Source organism: Bradyrhizobium erythrophlei (genome assembly GCF_900129425.1).
In the GTDB taxonomy this organism is placed as follows: Bacteria; Pseudomonadota; Alphaproteobacteria; order Rhizobiales; family Xanthobacteraceae; genus Bradyrhizobium; species Bradyrhizobium erythrophlei_C.
Window position 1 is genome coordinate 303,538 of the sequence record NZ_LT670817.1, and the last position, 16,375, is coordinate 319,912.

Consider the following 16,375-nt stretch of genomic DNA (forward strand, 5'->3'; position numbering starts at 1 on the left):
ATTTTCGGCGGGGCTACGCCCTGCCGGGGATTGGCGTGCCGTCAATCCGACAGCCAGCGACCTTCGCGAGATTGGCCGCAAGCCGGGCATTGCTCTTGAGTAGCCCGATGATACGTTCCTGACGCTTGGCGGGATCGCCGCCGAGGGCATATGGATTGTTGCCCGGGCTGCGGTCGGCGGCTGCGGGCGCCGTGCCCGGCTTCACGCCAGCGCGCAAACTGTCATCGCAGCCATACTGTTCTTTGACGGCGTGATAATGGGCCTCGCCATATTTTTTGATGAAATCGCCAGCGTCGCGCAACGTGCGCTTTTTCCCGTCGCCGAGAAAAGTCACGTCGGCGTCATCGACGACATGCTCTTCATAGAGGTAGTGGGGTTTGTCTTTCAGAAGTTGGTCGTCATATTGAATGACAGTCTGCGCCGGTCGGCCATCAACCTTGAAAACCGGCACGCCCTCAATGTGAACCCACTTGCGGGCGATGATATCTTGCGAAACCTGTTGGCAGGCTTCGGCAACGGCGCTTGCCTTCACGCCACGTCGTGCAAGATCGTCGCCAACTGCTAGGACCGGATCAATATATTCAACCATGGGGAACACCTTTCATCTTTTTCGTGTAGCGAGGCCACGTGAGAAACCACTCTTGCAATCCGCCTTCGCCGAAAACTGCGATGCGGCGGCGCGGGCCGAGTGATCTGCAAACCAAGTCGCCATTTTCAAGCGCGGCCTGAATATGCTCGCTGCGAATTCCGAGCGCGCGGGCGCTGGCGCTGATTGAAAGCGCCAACGCGATTTCCGGTTTTGTAGAATTCCTTGGCACCGTCGTTTCTCCTAATGCATTGTGCGGCGAGATTGCCGCATCACGTCGGCGGCAATAATTGCGCGTTCGGTCACGTCGCGGGGATCAGTGCTCACGGCGAAAAGATACCCGTAGGCAACGGCCGCCATTTGATCGTCACTGCCGACAACGCGGTCGAGCATCGCGGCGTAATTTTCTTCGTCGGTCACGTCCTGCATGTCGGTCACGCATTGCGCCATCACGCGCCGAACGTCGGGGCTCGCTATGATGCGCTTGTCAACGTCGCTAAAATCGCGAATGCGTTCTGCGCCGCTCATCATCAACTCGAATTTTTAGAGGGGGAGCTTTTGATTTCTCGGCGGGGATCACCCCGGCGCAATGGCCCACGGCCCGCGCATGCTTTGAAAATCACCACAAGCATACGGCTGTCCGTCGTGACGAACAACTGGGATTTACTGCAACCCAAAATCACCCGGAACAAAACCAAAAAGTCCGGGCCCGGTAGCCCTACGGGCCGCCTAGGCACTAGAGCGAGATCGCCGGGCCAGCTCGGCGTCAACAGCCTCCAGAAGTGTTTGCATGTGCGCCAGCACCACTAATGTGGCCTTGGCGCGGACAAGCGCCTCATGATCCGGTCCCATGAGCGGCTAGCCGACGCGGATGACTGACGGACGCTTGCGGCGGCGGCGGCGGCGGTGGTATGCCCGCTGGCTTGCCGCATGGCGCTGGAGCGGTCTATAACGATGACCCCCGGGCTCGGAACGGTGCAAAGTTGGCAGGGATTTGGCAGGGGTCGAAAACCGATTTGAGATGAAAAAGTGAATTAGATCAAAATCTTGCGGGCGTAGTTCAATGGCAGAACGGCAGCTTCCCAAGCTGCATACGAGGGTTCGATTCCCTTCGCCCGCTCCAAGACTCAGTGTGTCCGGCCCGGACAGATAGGTAACACCGCGTACCTAAGACACGGGTGACAACCGCGTGCCGAACGGGTTGTCGAGGGGTTGCAGGGTTTCCTGCTCCAGGTCGAAGTATCCGAGATCATAGTGCATGAAGCTTGCGAGCCAAATGCCATCGTCGACTTCCTTGATGCCGAGTTTCTGGCCGGCGAGCACGGTCGAGACGTTGATGCGCTTGCGGTGCAGGCAGAGCCGTCCACAGGCGGTGACGAGAAGTTCGCGATCGTGGAATGGATAGCTCAGCTCGGGCAGGCCGGCGTAAGGGCGTGGTGAGGCCGCATAGAGTTCGGCGGGGCATTTCATCTCAAGCGCCTCACGCGGCCGTTCGACATTGAACTCACGCACGAAGGCATCGAAGCGTTCCTGCTGCTGCAGGCTGTTGGAGCCCGGCGGTCGGGTTGTTTCCTTTTTGAGGGTAAGGTGCATGCGCTCATGACGTCCGTTCTGCTGCGGGTGACCCGGCTTGATGCGTTCAATGGCGATACCGAGTCTCAGCCACCAGACCGAGAGTTTTGAGAGATTGAACAGGGCATTGGGACTGGCAAAGGGCACTCCATTGTCGGAGCGGATGGCGAACGGCAAGCCGCGCTCGCGAAACACCCGTTCAAAGGCCGTGCAAGCGGTGTCTTCGCGGGTCGACTCCAGCGCTTCGCACAACAGCAGGAAGCGCGAAGCGTGGTCGGTGACGGTCAGCGGGTAACAGTACCGCCCATTGCCGAGCTTGAACTCGCCCTTGAAGTCGGCGCACCACAGATCATTGGGCCCGGCGCCCGCGGATAGCGGCGTGCCGCGCACTCGAAATACTCGTTCCGCTGTCCGACGGCTTGACACTCGCCGCGAATGTTCTCATTATGTTCTCATTGCGAGGGCCTACTCAAAACGTCACAGGTGATCGGTCGGGATGGCAACGACAGCCACCATCCTCCACGCAGACTTGGATGCCTTCTATGCCTCGGTCGAGCAACTGCTCGACCCTTCGTTGCGCGGTAAACCCATCGCCGTCGGTGGTGGGGTTGTGCTTGCCGCGTCTTACGAAGCCAAGGTCTTCGGGGTCCGCGGCGGCATGCCGGGACGGCAGGCGCGCGAACTGTGTCCGCAACTCACCTTTGTTAGCGGCCATTTCAAGGACTACCAACGGCTCGGCGATGCCGCCATCAAGGTGATCGGCGATTTCACGCCCCTCGTCGAGCGGATTTCAATCGACGAGGCCTTTGCCGATGTTGCGGGCTGCACCCATCTCTTCGGTCCGCCTGCTGAAATTGCAACGGCAATCCGCGAACGTGTGCGGGCGGAGCTAGGTCTTCCGATCTCGGTTGGCGTAGCGCGCACCAAGCATCTGGCAAAAATTGCTTCACAAGTGGCCAAGCCCGACGGGCTGGTGGTTGTCGATCCTGAAACCGAGCTGGAATTCCTTCACCACCTGCCTGTCGAGCTGATGTGGGGAGTGGGCCCGGTCACGAAGGCGCGGCTGGCCGAGATCGGCGTGGTAACTATCGGACAGCTGGCAAAGACACCGGGATGGTCGCTCGAGCGGCTGCTTGGTCCCGCGGCAGGGGAGAAACTCGCGGCCCTGGCGTGGAATCGCGATCCACGAGAAATCAAGTCTCACCGGCGCGCCCGATCGGCAGGAGCGCAGTCTGCAATTGGCAGGAAGCCTGCCGAAGAGCGAGTTTTTCGACCCACCCTGCTTTACCTTGCGGACCGAGTCGGCACTCGGCTCCGGGCCAAATCCAGGCCTGGCCGAACCGTGACGGTCCGCGTTCGCTTCGCCAACCTGAACTCAGCCACTCGCTCGGTAACGCTCGACTCGCCAATCTCCGCGACCGTGATCCTCGCCGAGGTTGCCGAGGAGCTGGCGGGCGCGGTCCTCGCAGATCACCCAGACGAGAAGACCATCTCGCTCCTGGCGATCTCCGTGTCGCATCTTGAGGAGCATTGGGATCTGGAGCTGGAGCTCCCGCTTGGACTTGAAGATGAACCGCGCCGGCCCGGCACCAAACTGGGCATGGCACGTTGGTCGGCTGACTGTGCCGTCGATCGGATCCGCGATCGCTTCGGATGGGATGCTATCGGATACGGTTCGGTCGCGCTCGGAATTTCTCGTTCTGTTCCCGATGAGTTTCGCAAACTCGCCGAAAAAGACCTGTGACCGTCACCGGTCACGGGTTAAGCAACGGCGCACAAGGCAATGGTTGGCCGCGGCTCCCTACAACACAGGTCTTCTGACCGAGTGATCCTGAACGTTGTCCGAGTCGATTATTAACGCGCACTGGTGAAGGACAGCTTTCTGGCGCATAGCGGACGTTCGGCACGATGCCAGTCCGCGATACTTGTAAACCATCCAGCGCAATACTCCTCGTCACGCAATTGCGGGCATCCTACCGAATACGCAATCCAGCGCCGCGCGCAAGACTTCTAGAGGATTCGAAGCGCCTGAACGGCTGCGCCACGCGACATGGCCGTCCGGTCGAACCAGTACCGCGCCATCTGTGTCGACGCCGTAAGCTTCGTGCCAGGTGCCGTCGGGGTCGCCGAGATCCCCGTCCTTTCCGACCGTAAAGACAAAGAGTGGAGGCCACGACGGGCCGATCGCTTGCGCGGCCCGTCGCCATGCGTCGCCGTCGGAGCCGGCCAGCAGCACAAAGTGCGGGCCGAACAGGTCGATAGTCGAGATTTGCAAGTTGCCACGCTTGAGCCAGACATGGGGCGCGCGGCTTCCGGGCCGGGCGGAGGGCACATATTCGGTGACGGGATCGTCGATCGCGACGGCCGGCGTGCCGTCAGGCACGATCGCCATCGATCGATAGCAAGCCCCGAAGATCAAACCCTGTTCGTTGAGGAATTCCCGTCGCGGCAGCACATTGCTCCGCCGTGCGGTGCGTCCCATCGACAGCGCGTTGGCCAATGAGTTCTGGGTGATAATCTGGCCCAAAGGCTGGCGCTCGGCGTGGTAGCTGTCGAGCAGCGACGGGTCTGCTTTCCCGCGCAGCACGGCGGCGATCTTCCATGTCAGATTGTGAACGTCCTGCACCCCGGTGTTGAGGCCAAAGCCGCCGGTCGGCGGCATCTCGTGGGCCGCATCGCCGGCTAGGAAAACGTCGCCGACACCATAGCGGTCGGCAACGATGGCAGACGCCTCCCACGGGCTGATGGCAAGCACCGATACGTCAAGGTCGGCCACGCCGACGGCTTTGCGGATTAGCTCCGCGCAAAATTCCGGCACAAAATCCTGCGGCTGCCAGCCGTATTGTTTGGGACCGTGAATCAGGAAGCCCCAGCGATCGGTGCCGTTGATCGTAAGGAACGTGGCACGGAGGTCTTCTTGCTCGACAAAATAGAGCGCGGCAGGCCGATGCTGGACCCACTGGGTGAGGTCGGCGTGGAACAGAATATTGACGCTGTCGTAGACTTTCTCTGCTCCGACCATGTTCACAGCCAGTTGGCGGCGCACGCGGCTTTGCGCGCCCTCGGCGGCGATCAAATAGCGCGCGGTGAAAGGCGTCTCTTCCCCCGTCGTACGATCGGTCAATGTGCCGGTAACGGCACCGGCCTTTTGGCTGAACGAGGTCAGCTCGGTATTGAAGCGCAGCATTCCCGGTCCCGCCGATTCCGCAAATCGACGGATCACCGGTTCAAGGTCGTCCTGAGCGCAAAGACAATTCTTGACAGGCGTCGCCGCCATGCTCTTCGCGGTCGCGCGACCGGGCACGCGGCGCTCGATCTCCTTGCCGGCAAGGGTTTCGGTCCAGACGATCAGCCCTGTCCCGCCTTCCGCCAGTCCTGCGTCCCTGATCGCGGCGTCGATGCCGTACTGCCGGAAGACTTCCATGGTACGGGCATTGATGCCGCGCGCTTTTGGCGTGAGCGCGGTGCCCGGGTGACGCTCGACCAGCAGCGAGCGCACCCCGTGCCGGGAGAGCAGTAACGAGGCGGTAAGGCCGACCGGACCGCCGCCGGAAATAAGAACGGGGACGTCGAGCATCTTTTTTCCTTTTGATCCCGTGTGCCTAAATTATCCAATATCCATCGGCTTACCGTGGGGCTCCCGGCGATAGGCGAAGATCGCGATCAGCGCCGCAAATTCGCAAGTGGCCAGGAACAGGAAAGCGGGTGCGATCGCATCGGCGGTCGCTTTCGGCGAAACCACATCGTTGCTTCCTGCGATCAGCGCCAGACAAACGGGTCCCAGAATCTTGCCGACTCCGTTGGCGGCCTGGGCCAATCCAAACGCCCGGCCGCCGAGCGAGACTGGAAACACTTCAACAACATATGGCGACATGTTGGAGAACGAGCCGCTGTAAAACGCCGCGCCAAAGATCACGAGCAGCGCAAATACCGACCAGCCCGCGATGAACTCGTGATGGAAAGCGACAATCGCCAGCATGACCAGGACGGAGACGGACGTTCCGACCAGCGCTGCGCCGCGGCGTCCGATATAGAGCGGCAGGACCGAAAACAGCAGGCGGCCTAGAAAAGAGGCGATGCTCGCGTACACGAAGTAGTGCGCGGCCTCGTGCGCGGAAATCTTCAGAAGCTGGGACAGAATAGTAGGTCCCCACAGGATCACGCCATAGGTGCCGGTCGAAATTCCGGTCCAGATGACGACGACCCACCAGAAGCGCTTCTGGTCCTGGAATAGCTCGGACAACGACCCCGGCTTCCTGGTCGGCTCGATTGCTTTCGGCAATGTGACGCAGTTCTCGGGAACGCCGAGCAGCTTTGCGGCCTCGCGTCGCGCGTCGGCACTGCGGCCGCGTGACAGCAGCCAGCGCACCGATTCCGGAGCAATCCATGCGATCAACAGCGAAGTAACGATCGGTATCGCACCGGTGGCGGCGACGCCGCGCCAACCGATCACCGGCAGCAGGCTCGCCGAAATCATCGCGGCAAACATCGTGCCGAGCGCGACCGGCGCCACCATCATACTGGAAACGAATGTACGGTATCGGGTCGGGGTCATTTCGACGATCAGCGGATTCTGGGCGCTCACCGCGGCAATCGATCCAAAGCCTACGACGAAACGTAATATTGAAAACAGGATCCAGGCGCCGTCCGGTATCAGTGCGCATCCGGCGGCGCCAAGCGAAAAGATCAGGCCACCGCCCCAAACCATCATTTTGCGGCCGAAGGCGTCGGCGAGCATGCCACCGACGAGTGAGCCGACAATGGCGCCGACGCCGGATGATAGCAGCATCATCGCGCTCTGACCGTAAGTGAGGTGCCAACTTGGTGCGAGCACCGAGACCAGATATCCGACCAGGAAGAAATCGTAGAATTCGAACATCTCCTGCAGGACGAATAGCCCGATCGTCAGATAGTAGCGCGGCGTGAGATTGGACTTCTCGATTCCGCTAAGCCAGTCCTGTGCGTCACCCTTGGAATGGCCCGGAGCCGCCGTCTGCATTCCCCCTGCAACGCCGCCCTGAACGGCGCCTTGAGCGTCGAGCGAAATATCGGCCATTTCTCTCCCCGGACGCCGGACTGCCGCCGTCATGCGCAGCGGTTCAAGATGCCAAGTCGATCCTTGATAAAATTAGCACTCACACTTGAAAACACAATCGTGGATCGTGGGAGTTGCCTGCCGCACTGCACTCACAGTAACGGCTCTGATCACGGCAATGACGTCGACGACTTCGCTTCTGCGAGCGCCGGGGAGCCGATGACGCCGGAAACTGCGGCGCGTGCGGCCAACGTCTGAAACAGGTGGCGACGGTTCACCCCTTGTGCCTGTCGTAAATTAAATCCGGGCATATTGGTGATGCAGTCCGCCCAGGGTTGGGCGATGTGCCCGGCGCGATCGACGGCACGCGAGACCGGCGCATCTTTCGCCAGGGTAGATGCGTGCGGGCCCCATTGTAATATTCCATGTACGACAGCAATAGGTGATGGAGGTGGCGCTCGCTGAACACAACAACGTGGTCCACCGCCAGTACGATCTGAACCTGGCGCGGTGCCATTTAATCACGGTCTCCGGCTTCACGATCGCCAAGGCGCCGAGTACCTTCGGAGCCAAACGATACAAGCCGGCGAATATCAGACGGTCCAGCATCCCGAACGTCGGCCGTTTCGGCGATTGCCGCCGCAACACGTTAAGCCGATGACGCAAAATCGTGGCTTCAGCCTCAAGTGAGACCCGCGGCCGGAACGCTCCGACCAATGCCAACCAAATTAGGCTACAAACCTCTGGCATAAGGCAGGAGCATCGCCCGATTCGATATCAGTTGCCAGCAAGATTGAGTTTCCGACAGGGACACCATGTCCGGTTCGGGTCAAAAGCGCCGTTTTGACCCTCTGCCGCTGACTTCCGGCCTTACCAGATAAGCAGACGTTGTTAGGGTCCGTCCCAACCATAAGCAGCAGCCGCTTCGCTCGACCACACGACCGGCAGAGCTACGCGACCGTAGCGCGATAGAATACCTTGCTGCGGGAGAAACTTTTCCTTTAGATCGATGTTATCATTCCAGCAACGGAACCGGGCCGACTAGGCAGTTGCTCGAAAAGCCGCTCGGCGTAATGCCCGGGCGGCTTTTTCTTTTAATGCGGGAGGGTGACGTGCCGAATGATAAGCCCCTCAAGCCTGACGACTTTCCTGTTGAGGCTGAGGGTGAGGAATTAGTAACTGCAGACGGCAAGCCAATAGCCAAGGCGAAAACGCCAGCTATCGCAGAGGATATTGCGGACCGTCTCAACGAGGACGATTGCCGCAAAGAGCAGGACAGATGGTCGGCTTGATGTAGCTCGTGGTCGCGGCGAGGCAGTGCGTCCTACCGCTTTTGGTTTTGGCACCGGAAGGAAAATGCCATTGGCGTTCCTGGCCACGTCATTGCTACGCTTAAAACTCGTCCGAAGTTGCTGAAGGTTGCCAAACGATTCAAAAACGGGAGGCGAACGCCATGGAAGATGTAGAAAAGCATGTAATCGGAAAAGTGATGCGGCGGCTAATACCGTTCCTGATCCTATGCTACTTCGTTGCCTATCTCGATCGCGTTAATGTCAGCTTCGCAAAGCTTCATATGGATCAGGCGCTTGGTTTCAGCGAGGCAGCCTTTGGACTGGGCGCCGGCCTTTTCTTCATTGCGTATTTTCTGTTTGAGGTGCCCTCCAATATCTTTCTCGAGCGGGTTGGCGCGCGGCTTTGGATCGCCCGCATCATGATCTCATGGGGGATCGTCTCAGGTGCGTTCGCCTTTATTCCATCGATCGCCGGAGCAACTGGAGTTTCGAATGAAGGGGTTTTCTATACCCTTCGTTTATTGCTCGGCGCATGCGAGGCCGGTTTCTTCCCCGGTATCATCTTCTATCTAACCTTGTGGTTTCCCGCGGTGTACCGCGCTCGGGTAATCAGCTTCTTTATGCTGGCGATCCCAATTTCATCCATCGTTGGGGCACCGATCTCCGGGATGCTGCTGAACGTGTCTGGCCTGGGGCTGGAAGGTTGGCAATGGCTTTTCATTCTCGAGGCGTTGCCATCGGTTCTGGTGGGAATTTGCGTGTTGTTCTATCTGACCGATTTTCCGCACCAAGCCCGCTGGCTGCAGACAAACGAAATTGCGTGGCTGGAAAACGTGCAAGCAACCGAGAAGAGAAACAAGGAAAACGTCGAACATCTTTCTCTGTTTCAGGCACTCACGGATACCCGCATTCTGCTTTGCGCTCTTGTGTATTTCTGTCTGAATGCGGCGAGTTACGGAGTTGCCTTTTTCTTGCCAACAATCATCAAAAACTTTGGCGTGAGCGATACCCAGACCGGATTGCTGGCCGCTTTGCCCTTTATCTTCGGGGCGATAGGCATGGTGTTGCTCGGTCGGCACTCCGACCGCACAATGGAGCGAAAAGGCCACGTCGCCGTTGCGCTGCTGATGGCCGCGATTGGGATCGGCTTGTCCGGGCTCATTTCCAATCCCATCATCGTGATGGCGTTACTCTGCTTTGCGCAGATCGGCGTCTCCTCAGTACCAGCGATGTTCTGGCCACTGCCGGCAAGCTTCTTGACCGGAGCATCGGCCGCGGCCGGGATCGCGGCGATCAACTCGCTGGGCAATCTGTCCGGTTTCGCCGGTCCATTTGCGATGGGTTATCTAAAAGATGCGAGTGGCACCTTTACGGTGGGGCTGCTCCTGCTGGCCGGGTGCGCTGTGCTTGGCGCCGTCGTTGTCGTGAGCCTGCGCATTGATGCGAAGCGAGAGCAGTCATCGGGAGAAGTCGCGCTGGCGCATTAGGTCTCGCGACATCGCGCGAACGCAGGCCGACTGTCGTGACGAGATTAGCGACCATTGACTGCTTGGCCGGATACGGTGCTGGCAACTGAGCAGGAATGCCGGCGCTCGACGTCGCGCCGAACTGGTGCCGGATATCGGTGCCAACTGCGATGCTCTTGAACTGAGAGGCCTCAACCCGGCTGCGCATCTTCTGGCGATAATGACAAGGCAGAAACTGCACGTACCTCGCCGCATATCTGGCCAAGGACGGCGCCAAGACGCTGGAGCACGAAGAGCTCGATCGAGGGCAACACTTGGTCGTCGGCTTCGCCGCGGGAAAGACGCGAAACGGCCATCATCAGCGCATCGCGTCCGATCAGATCGGAGACGGAGGAGGTCGATCTACTCCTGAGGCAATCAAAAACCTCTCTGACGCTGTGCCTAGTTGCACTCGCGCCGCAGCCATCCCTCCTATTGCTCGCAAAGGTATTTTGATCCGCGAGGCGTCGAAAAGTAAGATTCGAGTTCCGCCAACGCGAGCCGCTCCCATTCCTTGGCCTGCTCGAGTAAGGAGAAACGCTGCGGTGGCCGGAACGCCGCTGTTTGCCGATACAACGAGGCTATCGCGCGATATCTGCGCACGTTTTCAAGCACCGCTTTGCCGCTCATGATCATTCTCCCAGTCTGGTCCCGGAGCCGATTGTGGCGGGCGGCGATTTTCTAATTCGTTAGCGGGCCTTCCCTCGAGATGTCGAATGGTTTCCGAATTGTTGAGCCTCTCCGTCACGCGCGGCTCAAGCCCAGCAACCACGGTTCGCGTCCACAGGCATGCGATCGTTTCGGCCACTTCGACAGCAAAAAGGGACAGCATGAGGCCTACCATCGGCACTGCGGGAATCAGATATCGCCAGACGTCGAGAGTGTGGGCGCCGGCGGCGGTTACGATCGAAGCCGCCCACATCACGATCACGATAAGTGCGCGCATCGAGAACCTGGGGCGCCGACGCCGCACAGCAGTCACCGTCCAAAATATGACGGCGATAACGAAGGCGGTGGACAATGTCCTGAACAGATAGGCGGAGATGCGTGGAAGATCGGATAATGGGCCGATCCGAACTGGTCCGCTTTGCAGATCGATCGGCTGAGCCGCCCGGCCGTGCCGCGTCATGATGTCAGACACGTGCGGCACGTCGTCGGTCGACACCGGTATCGCAGGGTCGAGTCCGTAGGGCGGCCATGCGACCGAGGCCCCATAGGCCATCTGACGGACGAACTTGCCCGCGTAGGCCAGCGGCCGATCACGTACGGCGACCAGGAAGATGCGCCGATAGGCTGAGGCCGCGCCGCCGGTAGTCCCGTTATCGTCGGCCACGTCTCGGTCCAGTGCGGTGTCGAAGAGGCACGCGTCGCCGAAGAACCCGAGCATGGGCCAGCGACCCGGCTCCGCGGCGAAGTCGGCGGCAAGCCGCGCCATCGTGGCGTCGGCGTGGTCGCCGGCCGCCGACACGATCTCGCGTCGCGCTGCATCGCTTGCAAGCACGATGTTCAGGTGATTGCAGAACAGCGTCTTGGGAACGAACACGGCCGAGGCCTGGTCGGAATTGGAAGCCCCGAACCGGGAACCGGCGGCGAGAAGCGCCAGCGCCGCTGCGACGGACACGGCAATCACGGTAAGACGCGCGGACGTGCATGGCCAGGCGAGGCGGGCGCCCACCAGGACGGTGGCGATTGGGACCAGGACGCCCTGCAATCTGAAGCACGCCGCGAGCGCCGCGCACAGGACGGAGGCAGCGACCGCGTAGCACCGCGCCGCTTTGCCGACGCAGGTGGCAACGAGTAATCCAGCCGTTGCCAGATTGAGGAAGACCGCAAAGAGAAGCTCTGCGGTGAGGACGTTCCTGAACAACAGCAGGCCCGGATACGTCGCTACGAGGATGATCGGCACGAGCCCACCGGCGTTGCGCGTCGTTGCCTGGGCGGTTGCTGCAAGCGCCAGCATCAGGACGGCCCACGCCGCCTGCTGCAGGCGCACCACCATCCGGAGGTCGCCTCCGAACGCGAACGTCACGGCCAGGAACGCCGGGTAGCCCGGATCGCGCCCACCCACCACGGTCGGCTTTCCGGCTTCGAGCGTGCGAAGCGCAGATTCCACGAAGGACGGCGTGTCGCCCCAGATGACCGGGACCGCCGGCCTGAACGACACGACGATCGCCACCAGCAGCGCGGCCCACGCCAGCACGGCCCATGGCCACGGGGACCCGACGCCGCCCAGGGAGGCGGCTCGGCTCATTGTATGCGCTGGAGCCTCGCGGTTGGACCGCACGATCGCCGTCCACACAGGATGAAGTTCAAATGTCGCCCCAGCTTCATGCTAGACCAAAACGCTCTACAAGACTATCGGAGGGCACGGCGTGCTCCCGACTCCCGGGTGAATGAAGGCTCATTCTGTCGAACGAGGCGATCGAATGAAGCGGCTGGGTCGCCGGTAGTGGAGCGTACGCAGCATATGGCGCCTTAGGTCAACACGGTCGTTGGCGGCCGTCGCTTTGCGCCGACAGCTGATTCCAGCGAACGACCACTTTTGGCGCGAGGCGGACATTCGAAAGAGCGGTGAGGTCGAAAAGCGCCAATAACACCCCAATGCTATTCACTCGCCTCGCCAGCTTGCGCGACGGCCGGGACGGGCGAGAGGTGGTCTACACGAAGAACCTGCCGTAACTCGCCGGCAAGCTGATTGGGGGGAATTGCGGATGATAGGACGGCGGATGAGGCAAAATAAACAATGCCTATCCCTCGCGCCGGTCCTATTGCAGGAGAAGCGGCAGATTGAGTGGACCGCGGAAACCGAATCCGTGCCAGCGCACGCTCGCGGGATCAAGCAAGGCCATGTTGGGGAAGCGCTCGAAAAGCATTGGCAGCAGGATGGCGCCAACGGTTCGCCGCGACAGGTGCGCGCCCGCGCAATGATGCGGGCCGTTGCCAAAGGCCTGGTGAGGGTTGGGCTCGCGCAGCCCGTTGTAGTTCTCGCTGTCTTCGAAGACCTCCTCGTCCCGGTTGGCCGACGCCTGGATCGTCATCACGGTGTCGCCCTTCGGGATCAAGCAGCCGCGAATCTCCGTGTCCTCCATAACGAGCCGTGAACTCGCCTGGATCGGCGCCACCCACCGCACCCCTTCCTCGAACGCGGAGCGCCATTTGCCCCCTGCGCGCACGGCGTCAAGCTGATCTGGATTGGTCAACAGGCCGTAGAGGATCGTCAGCAGGGCGTCGCGCGGCTCGTTGATGCCGCCGCCGATCGCGATCTTCACATTGGCGATCATCTGGCTTTCTGGAATCGGATTCTTTGCGTTCACCATGAAGGAGAGCGCTGAGGAATCCGGTTCGGCCCGCACGCGTTCGGCGTTGACGCGGATACATTTGTCCATCTCCGCATTGGCGATGTCGGTCGCATCGAAAGGCCCCGGTGTCCAGCCAAAATTGCCGGCACCGTCGATCAGCGTCTGCGACCATCGCTGCATGTACTCATCGCTCGCGTCCGGAACGCCCATCGCATGCGCCAGAATCCGCGCGGCAAGCGGTCCTGCGAGAGCGGGAAAGAGATCGACCACCTCACCGCGCGGCAGCCGGTCGAGATACGTTGCGGCCAGTTTCGCATACAGCGGCGCCCAAACGGATTCGATCGTCTTCGGCATCAGGGCCGGCATCATCGCCATGCGTTCGGTCCGGTGCTCGTCGTGGTCCTTGCGCATCAGCGTATGAGCGAGAAAGGCGCGCTTCATGGGCGTGTTCGGGTCGTCGGAGCTGAATAACGCCGCATTCTCCTTCACGTATTTGGTGTCGGCCGCCTTGGTGAGGAAGGTGCGGCCCACCGATTTGACCCGTAATACGGGCGCTTCGCGTCTGAGGCGCCTGTAGATCGGATAGGGATCGCGGGTGAGCTCCGCGATCGTGATGGTCTCGTCCAGGGGGGCCAAGCTCGCGGTCAGCATGGGATGATCCTATTGGATGCGGGCCAGCGTGTGCCGGGCCCGAGGATAGTGGCAGGCGCCAAACAGCGCAATCCTGGCGGCCGCTGCACTGGCAGTGGGCGAAGGCGGCACGCTCCTGCTCCGCGCCGGTACCGAATGCGAGAACGACAGGGACAATCGCGCCGGCGCCGGTTCAACGATCTGAGATCCACTTGTGCTTTCCCCGCTAAAGCTACTCCTCTAGTGTGAATCCAACTCGCAAAGTGACCTGATAATGTCGGACAGAGCCTTTTTCGACATGGCCTCTCGTTTGCACGACTTCGAACCATTTCATTTCGCGAATGGTCTTTGATGCGCGGGTGATGGCATTTTGAATGGCATCCTCGATACTTTTTTCGGAAGATCCTACGAGTTCTAGGATCTTATAAACGTGATCCTTCATTTCGGTGACTGGCATGGCGAACCTCCGCTGGTGAGCCAGGTCTATTCTGAACGAGTTCTGCCCTCTCGAGTTCCGCTGCTTCTGCGAGGGAAGCTGGGGGCGGACCGCAGGGATGGCGACAATGAAAAACCGGCCAAAGAGCCGGTTCCATGCCGGGAGGCGAGCCATGTTCGTGACCAGAGTACTTGCACGGTAGACTATATTTGCCGGCTTGGTGGCGCTGCCAGGTGCAATCCCCACCGAGCTTATGCGCAGCAGGCCGTGGCGATTCGGCGCCACCGACATCGGCGGCACGGTTGTCGGCGCGGCGGGCCCTGAAGCTGGGGTCTGGGTGATCGCCGAGACCACCGAGCTGCCGACGAAGTTCGCGCGCATCGTCGTCACCGACGATCAGGGCCGCTACCTCATCCCCCACCTGCCGGCCGCGAATTACAGCGTCTGGGTGCGAGGTTATGGCTCGGTGGATTCGGCCAAGCTCACCGCAAAGCCGGGCCAGCTTCTTAATCATACGGCGGCGCCGGCACCGAACGAAGCGGCAGCGGCGCATTATTACCCGGCGATCTACTGGTATGCGATGATGAAAATTCCGCCTGCCGGCGATTTCGGCGGCAAGAGCGATATTCCCGGAAAGCTGACGCAGACTGACTGGCTGAAGCAGATGAAGAACATCGGCTGCATCGGGTGCCATCAGCTCGGCCAGGAAGCCACTCGCACGATACCGCCTGCTTTCGGCAAGTTCGCTTCCGGCGCGGCGGCCTGGATACGGCGCGTTCAATCGGGGCAGTCCGGTGAGCAGACGACCCACCAGCTTGCCGGAAATTTCGGCGGCGTCCCCTTCAAATATCTCGGAGACTGGACCGACCGCGTCGCCAAGGGCGAACTGCCCAAGAGCAAGCCGCCGCGTCCACAAGGTGTCGAACGCAATATCGTGATCACTTCATGGGAGTGGTCGACGCCCGACAAATACCTGCACGATCTGATTTCGTCCGACCGGCGCAATCCGCAATTCGCAAGGCGCTCGGCCCCGATCGTGAACTCCTGAGGACGGCGTCCGGGCGTGTTATCCGGCCCCTACAAGCGAGGGCTGCATGAGCGCATTAATCTGCCAGCGCCCATCTTCCAAAGACCGACGCGATAAGCGTTTGGGCAATGGCCAAGCCCGCTCGCGTCGGCATCGGATCAAGCGCGCCGTAGGTCCAATTCGGCCCCATTGCTTTAGGGTACATGCGAAATATCTCGACGCGCTTAATGCCTCGCGTGTGCGGATCCATCGCCAGAGGCCGAAGGCACTCGGCCTCAAGTTCGGCTGCGGATTTACGCGGCATCTCTTCCATCAAGGTTCTCCGGCTTCGGGATGCGGTGCTGTTACCGCGGAAGCTCAAGCCGGGACCAGCTCATTCGATCCACCACGTTGGCGCGGGCGAGTGATCGAATGAGACGGAGGTTGCCGCCCAGTGCTCGGCCATCAGTGATGTCGTCAGCCATTTTTCGAGACAGGCTCTAAGGCGACTGTGCGTCCATTTTCAACCAATGAACGAGCACCGCGAGGACGGACCGACACCATGAATGAGGTCGCCTGCTGAAAGGACGCTTAATTGACCTTCGTCGTCAACGACAGCTGTATTCGCTGCAAAATCATGGACTGCGTCGACGTGTGCCCCGTGGACTGCTTCTACGAGGGCGAGAATATGCTCGTCATCCGCCCGGACGAATGCATCGATTGCGGGGTCTGCGTGCCGGAATGCCCGGTCGACGCGATCAAGCCTGACACCGAGCCGGGGCTTGAGAAATGGCTGTCGCTGAATGCGGAATACGCGAAAATCTGGCCAAATATTACGGTCAAAAAAGCGCCCCCGCCTGACTCCAAGGAGTGGGAGGGGAAGTCGGACAAACTCCAATACTGCTCACCAGATCCCGGCGCGGGTGATTGAGGCGGACGAGGTCAACGTCCGCCCGGTTTGCGACGTGCTATTGGTAGCAAGCCAAAGCCTCTCATTGAGAACCCGGTGAAAGA

At 60.6% G+C, this 16,375-nt stretch carries 17 protein-coding genes, 1 tRNA gene and 1 pseudogene; 7 read left to right on the forward strand and 12 right to left on the reverse strand.

Translation table 11 applies throughout. From position 1 onward, the window contains the following. Positions 1–13 precede the first annotated feature (13 nt). From B5527_RS01425 to B5527_RS01435, 3 genes are read right to left on the reverse strand one after another with little or no spacing between them, the layout of a single operon-like run. Positions 14–589, reverse strand: coding sequence for a hypothetical protein (locus tag B5527_RS01425; RefSeq protein ID WP_079599712.1), 576 nt, complete (start codon positions 587–589; stop codon positions 14–16). Then, entirely contained in the window at positions 582–785 is a 204-nt protein-coding gene (locus tag B5527_RS01430; RefSeq protein WP_079599713.1) for a hypothetical protein, read from the reverse strand. Before B5527_RS01430 ends, B5527_RS01425 begins: the two co-directional genes overlap by 8 nt. 44 nt (positions 786–829) lie before the next feature. Then, positions 830–1,114 (reverse strand): hypothetical protein, encoded by a 285-nt coding sequence (locus tag B5527_RS01435; RefSeq protein ID WP_154071934.1) that lies wholly within the window; start codon positions 1,112–1,114, stop codon positions 830–832. 521 nt (positions 1,115–1,635) lie between these two features. On the opposite strand from B5527_RS01435, the gene B5527_RS01440 reads away from it, so the two are divergent. Beyond that, a tRNA-Gly gene (locus tag B5527_RS01440) sits at positions 1,636–1,709 on the forward strand. A 44-nt stretch (positions 1,710–1,753) separates the two neighbouring features. Here B5527_RS01440 and B5527_RS01445 read toward each other — a convergent pair. Continuing rightward, positions 1,754–2,551, reverse strand: a pseudogene (locus B5527_RS01445) (DDE-type integrase/transposase/recombinase); the annotation flags it as partial. A 103-nt stretch (positions 2,552–2,654) separates the two neighbouring features. Here B5527_RS01445 and dinB point away from each other — a divergent pair. Continuing rightward, on the forward strand, positions 2,655–3,902 hold the full coding sequence (gene dinB / locus B5527_RS01450; protein ID WP_079599715.1) for a DNA polymerase IV: 1,248 nt from the start codon (positions 2,655–2,657) through the stop codon (positions 3,900–3,902). Between the two features lie 210 nt (positions 3,903–4,112). Here the strand turns inward: dinB and B5527_RS01455 are convergent, their stop codons facing one another. Beyond that, positions 4,113–5,735 carry an FAD-dependent monooxygenase gene (locus B5527_RS01455; protein WP_079599716.1) on the reverse strand — a complete coding sequence of 541 codons (1,623 nt, stop codon included), beginning with the start codon at positions 5,733–5,735 and terminating at the stop codon, positions 4,113–4,115. 30 nt (positions 5,736–5,765) lie between these two features. Next, positions 5,766–7,214: an MFS transporter gene (locus B5527_RS01460; RefSeq protein ID WP_172842445.1), complete on the reverse strand. Its 1,449-nt coding sequence runs from the start codon at positions 7,212–7,214 to the stop codon at positions 5,766–5,768. Positions 7,215–7,644: 430 nt separating this feature from the next. Between B5527_RS01460 and B5527_RS01465 the strand changes: the two genes are divergently transcribed. The 3 genes from B5527_RS01465 (at position 7,645) to B5527_RS01475 (ending at position 9,972) form a co-directional block, all read left to right on the forward strand. Further along, positions 7,645–7,854 (forward strand): hypothetical protein, encoded by a 210-nt coding sequence (locus B5527_RS01465; protein ID WP_154071935.1) that lies wholly within the window; start codon positions 7,645–7,647, stop codon positions 7,852–7,854. A 451-nt stretch (positions 7,855–8,305) separates the two neighbouring features. After that, a complete protein-coding gene (locus B5527_RS01470) occupies positions 8,306–8,485 on the forward strand; it encodes a hypothetical protein (RefSeq protein ID WP_425305054.1) in 180 nt (59 codons plus the stop codon). A 161-nt stretch (positions 8,486–8,646) separates the two neighbouring features. Continuing rightward, on the forward strand, positions 8,647–9,972 hold the full coding sequence (locus tag B5527_RS01475; protein ID WP_079599719.1) for an MFS transporter: 1,326 nt from the start codon (positions 8,647–8,649) through the stop codon (positions 9,970–9,972). 170 nt (positions 9,973–10,142) lie between these two features. On the opposite strand, the gene B5527_RS43250 is transcribed toward B5527_RS01475, so the two are convergent. The 5 genes from B5527_RS43250 to B5527_RS01495 all read right to left on the reverse strand — a co-directional run bounded on the left by B5527_RS43250 (position 10,143) and on the right by B5527_RS01495 (position 14,376). Next, positions 10,143–10,310, reverse strand: coding sequence for a hypothetical protein (locus B5527_RS43250; RefSeq protein WP_154071936.1), 168 nt, complete (start codon positions 10,308–10,310; stop codon positions 10,143–10,145). A 112-nt stretch (positions 10,311–10,422) separates the two neighbouring features. Further along, the gene (locus B5527_RS01480; RefSeq protein ID WP_172842446.1) at positions 10,423–10,620 is read right to left on the reverse strand and encodes a hypothetical protein; all 198 of its coding nucleotides are present in this window, start codon (positions 10,618–10,620) and stop codon (positions 10,423–10,425) included. Then, a complete protein-coding gene (locus B5527_RS01485; protein ID WP_079599721.1) occupies positions 10,598–12,241 on the reverse strand; it encodes a hypothetical protein in 1,644 nt (547 codons plus the stop codon). The genes B5527_RS01480 and B5527_RS01485 overlap by 23 nt, the downstream gene beginning before the upstream one ends. A gap of 514 nt (positions 12,242–12,755) precedes the next feature. After that, the gene (locus B5527_RS01490) at positions 12,756–13,940 is read right to left on the reverse strand and encodes a cytochrome P450 (protein ID WP_079599722.1); all 1,185 of its coding nucleotides are present in this window, start codon (positions 13,938–13,940) and stop codon (positions 12,756–12,758) included. A 211-nt stretch (positions 13,941–14,151) separates the two neighbouring features. Then, positions 14,152–14,376, reverse strand: a complete 225-nt coding sequence (locus tag B5527_RS01495) for a dodecin (protein WP_079606973.1) — start codon at positions 14,374–14,376, stop codon at positions 14,152–14,154. A 232-nt stretch (positions 14,377–14,608) separates the two neighbouring features. Here B5527_RS01495 and B5527_RS01500 point away from each other — a divergent pair, with 232 nt between their 5' ends. Then, positions 14,609–15,403, forward strand: a complete 795-nt coding sequence (locus B5527_RS01500) for a carboxypeptidase-like regulatory domain-containing protein (protein WP_079599723.1) — start codon at positions 14,609–14,611, stop codon at positions 15,401–15,403. Between the two features lie 55 nt (positions 15,404–15,458). Here the strand turns inward: B5527_RS01500 and B5527_RS01505 are convergent, their stop codons facing one another. Continuing rightward, entirely contained in the window at positions 15,459–15,695 is a 237-nt protein-coding gene (locus B5527_RS01505; protein WP_079599724.1) for a hypothetical protein, read from the reverse strand. Positions 15,696–15,956: 261 nt separating this feature from the next. On the opposite strand from B5527_RS01505, the gene fdxA reads away from it, so the two are divergent. Then, positions 15,957–16,292, forward strand: coding sequence for a ferredoxin FdxA (gene fdxA, locus B5527_RS01510; RefSeq protein ID WP_079599725.1), 336 nt, complete (start codon positions 15,957–15,959; stop codon positions 16,290–16,292). The last annotated feature ends 83 nt before the right edge of the window (positions 16,293–16,375 follow it).